This window comes from Gemmiger formicilis, from assembly GCF_016901605.1.
Taxonomy (GTDB): Bacteria; Bacillota; Clostridia; order Oscillospirales; family Ruminococcaceae; genus Gemmiger; species Gemmiger formicilis_B.
Map to the genome: position 1 here is coordinate 1 of NZ_JACJKP010000256.1, position 2,918 is coordinate 2,918.

4 protein-coding genes are annotated in these 2,918 nt (G+C 58.7%); 1 reads left to right on the forward strand and 3 read right to left on the reverse strand.

Annotated elements, in window-relative coordinates; genetic code table 11:
• The 3 genes from H6B10_RS13770 to H6B10_RS13780 form a co-directional block, all read right to left on the reverse strand.
• The coding region (locus H6B10_RS13770) for an ABC transporter ATP-binding protein (protein WP_204652127.1) at positions 1-598 on the reverse strand (598 nt) is incomplete at its 3' end.
• 116 nt (positions 599-714) lie between these two features.
• Complete coding sequence (locus tag H6B10_RS13775) at positions 715-1,080, reverse strand: hypothetical protein (protein WP_204652128.1); 366 nt, start codon at positions 1,078-1,080, stop codon at positions 715-717.
• A gap of 439 nt (positions 1,081-1,519) precedes the next feature.
• Entirely contained in the window at positions 1,520-2,068 is a 549-nt protein-coding gene (locus H6B10_RS13780; protein WP_204652129.1) for a TetR family transcriptional regulator, read from the reverse strand.
• A 171-nt stretch (positions 2,069-2,239) separates the two neighbouring features.
• Here H6B10_RS13780 and H6B10_RS13785 point away from each other — a divergent pair.
• Positions 2,240-2,918 (forward strand): DegV family protein (locus H6B10_RS13785; protein WP_204652130.1); only part of this gene is annotated, 679 nt, incomplete at its 3' end.

The window sequence follows — 2,918 nt, forward strand, 5'->3', positions numbered from 1 at the left end:
CCACCCGGTCACAGGTGCGTTCCACCTCTTCAAAAATATGGCTGGAAAGCAGGATCGTTTTGCCCTTGTTCTTTTCTTCCGCAAGCAGTTCCACAAAGCGGCTCTGCATCAGGGGGTCCAGGCCGGTGGTGGGTTCGTCCAGGATCAGGATGTCCGGGTCGTGCATAAAGGCCGCCACAATGCCCAGCTTCTGTTTGGTGCCCTTGCTCATCTTTTTGATTTTGCTTTTGGGGTCCAGCTCAAAGCGGTCCATCATTTCCTTCATGCGGGGGGCGGTTTTCAGCCCCCGGTACCCGGCCAGGAATTTCAGGTATTCCGCACCGGTCATATCGTCAAAAAAGCTGATCTCGCCGGGAATATAGCCCAGATGTTCCTGAATCCGGCAGCGTTCGCTCCAGCAGTCCATGCCCCGGATGGTGCAGCTGCCGCTTTTGGGCCGGATAAAGCCCATCAGGTGCCGGATGGTCGTGGTTTTGCCTGCGCCGTTGGGGCCCAGAAAACCGAACACCTCCCCTTCGTTGACCTGGAAGGACACGGCAAAAATGCCTTTGCCGTTGCCGTAATCCCGTGTCAACTTTTCAATGTCAATGGCACTCATGGTTCCTCCTCCTTGTATGTCTTTTTACAGATTCCGCGCCGCAGGGGGGCGCAACACCCTCACGGGCGGAAGGACGCTGTGGTACACAGAGAAACATCCCCGCGCCTTTGCGTATTTTACAGGCAAAGGTCCAGGCTGCGGATGCGGTTTGCCGCCTGTTCGGCCAGCGCTTCGGGCCGGCACAGTTCGGTATGGCCCAGCGCCCACCGGGCGGCCACAAAGGGCGCCCATTCCGCAGGTACGGGCACCCGGTCTTCCGGCAGCAGTTCGGCGCCCACAGGCGGCAGCTGGGCCAGGGCTTTTTGGTTGGCGGCGCTGAGCCATAGCTCAAAGGTCATGGTCGCGTGCACAAAGGCCACCACGTATTTGGCTTTCCGGCGGGCGGCGGCCCGCAGCAGGGCCAGCAATTCCCGGTACAGCCCCAGAAGGGCTGTGTTCTGCATGATGGCCCTGTATTGGGCAAAGAGTGTAGCGTCCGGCATAGACAAACCTCCCCGTGCAGGGCGGCAATCCCCCGGAATCCGGTGCCGCCGATCCCTGTGTTGGCCTTATTGTATTCCGGTCCGGCGGCGCCGTCAATCATCTTTTGCAAAAATACAATGGGGGCGCCCAGGGGCTGCAAGGGCCGCGGCAAAATCTCCCGGACAAAGCAAATGCCACGGCAATGCGATTTTTGAAAATCGCCTTCCGTGGCTTTTTGCATCTATATAATGGCACCAAGGCCTTGTAGGTTGTCTGCCACCGGCCGGGCGATTGCCCTGGCATGGCCGGATGCAGTGGGAAGCGGGTCCGAACTTTCGTGGCCGCTTGTTTGTATGTATATAGCATACCCCGGATTTGTGGCGGACTTATAAAAGCTCTTTGAAGAAATTGGAAAGAATCCATGGCCAAACTGTGAATACCCCGGCGGGAGCTTCTGGGTCAGTGGTCGCCGGGGGCAAGCATGGTGCAGGTGTGCAGTTTATGGTAAAAATAGTCGGCCATGATCTCGGGGGCAGCGGGGTGTTCGTCGGCCAGCCAGGTGACGGCGGTGTTGAACAGCGCCCCGATGTACATGTACAGGGAGTACCGCTCCATGGAGGAGGAAGGCATGGTCCCCTCGATGCTTTCGTGAAAATGGTTCAGCTCTTCCAGGATCAGCAGCGAAAACCCCGACCGGCACAGGTCCAGCATATAGCTGCGGTACCGGGCAAAAAACTGAAAACTCAGCAGGATGTTCTCCCGGGCGTACAGTCCCTCGGGGCTTTCGTGGATGCTGCGGCGGAACAGTTCCAGCACATCCCGCACCAGCGTGACCAGCACATCCTCCTTGGAGGCATAGTTCCGGTAAAAGGATGCCCGGGCCACCCCGGCCCCCCGGACCAGTTCGGAAACGGTGATTTCCGCCAGACTTTTGCGCTGCATCAGGGCAAACAGGGTGTTGGTGATATCGCGTTTGACGCGCAGGTTTTCTTCTTTTCTTTTGTCCACGGCGGAATGCTCCTTTTGCGGGGAATGTGAAACACAATCCCGCTCTTTGTCTCATACGCGGGAATTGCCGCTCCCTTGCCAATGTGATACACTTGTCTCGTATTGTATCATGGATTTTCCCGCTGTCAATGGCGGCAGCGGCCCAAACGAAAAGTAAGAGGTTTTTCAAAGATGAAAGTGGCGATTGCGACCGATACCAACAGCAGCCTGACCGGCAAGGAAGCCGCGCAGCTGGGCGTTTATCTGCTGCCCATGCCGGTGATGGTGGACGGCAGGGCCTGCCTGGAGGGCATCGATATTACCAATGAGCAGCTGTATGCGGCCATGAAAGAACACAAGGAGGTGTTCTCCTCTCAGCCTTCCCCCGGGCAGCTGCTGGATTTCTGGCAGGGCATCTTCCGGGACGGCTGGGACGAGGTGGTGTACATCCCCATGTCCAGCGGGTTGAGCAACTCCTGCAGCACCGCCATCCAGCTGGCCAAAACCTGCGGGGGCAAGGTTTACGTGGTGGATAACCACCGCATCTCCCTGACCCAGGCGGCCTCGGTGAACAGTGCGCTGGAACTGGCCCGGCAGGGCAAAACGGCCGGGGAGATCAAGGCCTGGCTGGAAGACCGGGCCTATGATGCCAGCATTTATATTACGGTGGATTCCATGGAATACCTGAAAAAGGGCGGCCGCGTCACCCCCGCGGCGGCAGCCTTTGCCACGGTGCTGAACCTGAAACCGGTGCTGACCATCCAGGGGGACAAGCTGGATACCTACGCCAAGGCCCGGGGCATGCAGCAGGCGGAACAGAAAATGGTGGAAGCCCTGAAACAGGACCGCGCCACCCGGTTCGGCGCGGTGC